The following is a 2151-nucleotide window of genomic DNA, read 5'->3' as shown; positions in this document are numbered from 1 at the left end:
TTTTAACGAAAATCAGCGTTCCTTTCTTTTTTCGCCGAAAAACGCCTTTTTTCTATCTTTTACTGGACATTTACCGACAAGTTCGGGAAAATAACCGGATTCATTTTTCAGGCTCCGCCCTGTTCCGACATTATTTAAACGCCGGATGGCAAACCTGCCTTCCGACGTATCAGGAAATCATCTAAAACCACTGCGGCGCATACCTAATATGCACTTTATATGCCGCGCAAAAAAGGAAAAGCAATGGATTTGCGTAAATTAAAAAAACTGATTGATTTGGTCGAAGAATCAGGCATTGCAGAAATTGAAGTTACCGAAGGCGAAGAAAAAGTCCGCATTACGCGTACCACTGCCGCCGCAGCTCCTGTTTATGCTGCTCCGGCACCTGCCGCAGCTCCGGTTGCCGCACCTGCCGCTGCTCCGGCTGCAGCCGCTCCGGCCGCCGCCCCTGCCGCTCGCGATTTGTCCAACGCGCAAAAATCGCCTATGGTCGGTACGTTCTACCGTGCCCCCGGCCCGAACGCCGCCGCTTTCGTCGAAGTCGGCCAACAAGTCAAAGCCGGCGATACTTTGTGCATCATCGAAGCCATGAAGCTGATGAACGAAATCGAAGCCGAGAAATCCGGTGTCGTTAAAGAAATTCTGGTTGAAAACGGTACTCCGGTCGAATACGGCGAGCCGCTCTTCATCATTGAATAATCCGTTTTTTCAGACGGCCTTTATCTTTAAGGCCGTCTGAAATTCCTTTTTCTGTTCATCAAGGACAAACCATGCGTCTGATTTTGGCTATTTTCTTGCCATGGCTTCAGTTTTTCACCATCGGCCGTCCGTTTGCAGGCATCATCTGTCTGATTCTGCAATGTACGCTGGTTGGCTGGATACCGGCAGCCATGTGGTCGGTTTACGCTTTGAGCCAATACAAAACCGACCAAAAAATCCGCAACGCATTAGGCGGCCGCTGAGGCCGTCTGAACCATCCGGAAAGATTATCATGCTGAAAAAAGTATTGATCGCCAACCGGGGCGAAATCGCCCTGCGCGTCCTGCGTGCCTGCCGTGAAATGGGCATCGCCACCGTCGCCGTCCATTCCGAAGCCGACAAAGACAGCCTGCACGTCAAACTCGCCGACGAATCCGTGTGCATCGGCCCTGCCGCATCCGCACAAAGCTACCTCAACATCCCGGCCCTCATCGCAGCTGCCGAAGTCACCGAAGCCGACGGCATCCACCCCGGCTACGGCTTCCTCGCCGAAAACGCCAATTTTGCCGAACAAGTCGAACAATCCGGCTTTGTCTTCATCGGCCCTAAAGCCGATACCATCCGTCTAATGGGCGACAAAGTATCCGCCAAACACGCCATGATCGAAGCCGGCGTGCCTTGCGTTCCCGGCTCTGACGGCGCATTGCCGGACGACGGCGAAGAAATCCTCAAAATCGCCGATAAAGTCGGTTATCCCGTCATTATCAAAGCCTCCGGCGGCGGCGGCGGTCGCGGTATGCGCGTCGTCGAGAAAAAAGAAGACCTCCTCCAGTCTGTCGAAATGACCAAAGCCGAAGCAGGCGCGGCATTCGGCAACCCGATGGTTTACATGGAACGCTATCTGCAACGTCCGCGCCACGTCGAAATCCAAGTGATTGCCGACGAACACGGCAACGCCATCTACCTCGCCGAGCGCGACTGCTCCATGCAGCGCCGCCACCAAAAAGTCATCGAAGAAGCACCGGCCCCGTTCATCACTGAAGAAGAACGCGCCAAAATCGGCAAAGCCTGTGCCGACGCTTGCAAACGCATCGGCTATCGCGGCGCAGGTACGTTTGAATTCCTGTACGAAGATGGCGAATTCTTCTTTATCGAGATGAACACACGCGTTCAGGTTGAGCATCCGGTTACCGAACTCATCACCGGCGTGGACATCGTCCAAGAGCAATTGCGCATCGCATCCGGCCTGCCTTTGCAATACAAACAGGAAGACATTCAAGTCGAAGGCCACGCGTTTGAGTGCCGTATCAATGCCGAAGACCCGTACAACTTCATTCCAAGCCCGGGCCTGATTGAAAGCTGCCACCTGCCCGGCGGCTTCGGCATCCGCGTCGACAGCCACATCTACCAAGGCTACCGCATCCCTCCTTACTACGACAGCCTGATCGGCAA

The 2151-nt window shown here is 54.1% G+C and carries 3 protein-coding genes; all 3 read left to right on the top strand.

Annotated elements, in window-relative coordinates; genetic code table 11:
• Window positions 1-243: 243 nt before the first annotated feature.
• Window positions 244-699 (top strand): acetyl-CoA carboxylase biotin carboxyl carrier protein, encoded by a 456-nt coding sequence (accB, locus tag ACTHUT_RS18495; protein WP_049347847.1) that lies wholly within the window; start codon window positions 244-246, stop codon window positions 697-699.
• 71 nt (window positions 700-770) lie between these two features.
• Window positions 771-962: a YqaE/Pmp3 family membrane protein gene (locus ACTHUT_RS18490; protein WP_003680299.1), complete on the top strand. Its 192-nt coding sequence runs from the start codon at window positions 771-773 to the stop codon at window positions 960-962.
• Window positions 963-991: 29 nt separating this feature from the next.
• Window positions 992-2151, top strand: a 1160-nt coding sequence (gene accC / locus ACTHUT_RS18485; RefSeq protein WP_440419351.1) for an acetyl-CoA carboxylase biotin carboxylase subunit, incomplete at its 3' end; no start/stop codon positions are given.

Source organism: Neisseria sp. P0022.S010, assembly GCF_051956635.1.
The sequence above is the reverse complement of the archived record's forward strand: the minus strand, read 5'-3'. Positions and strand labels throughout refer to the sequence as shown.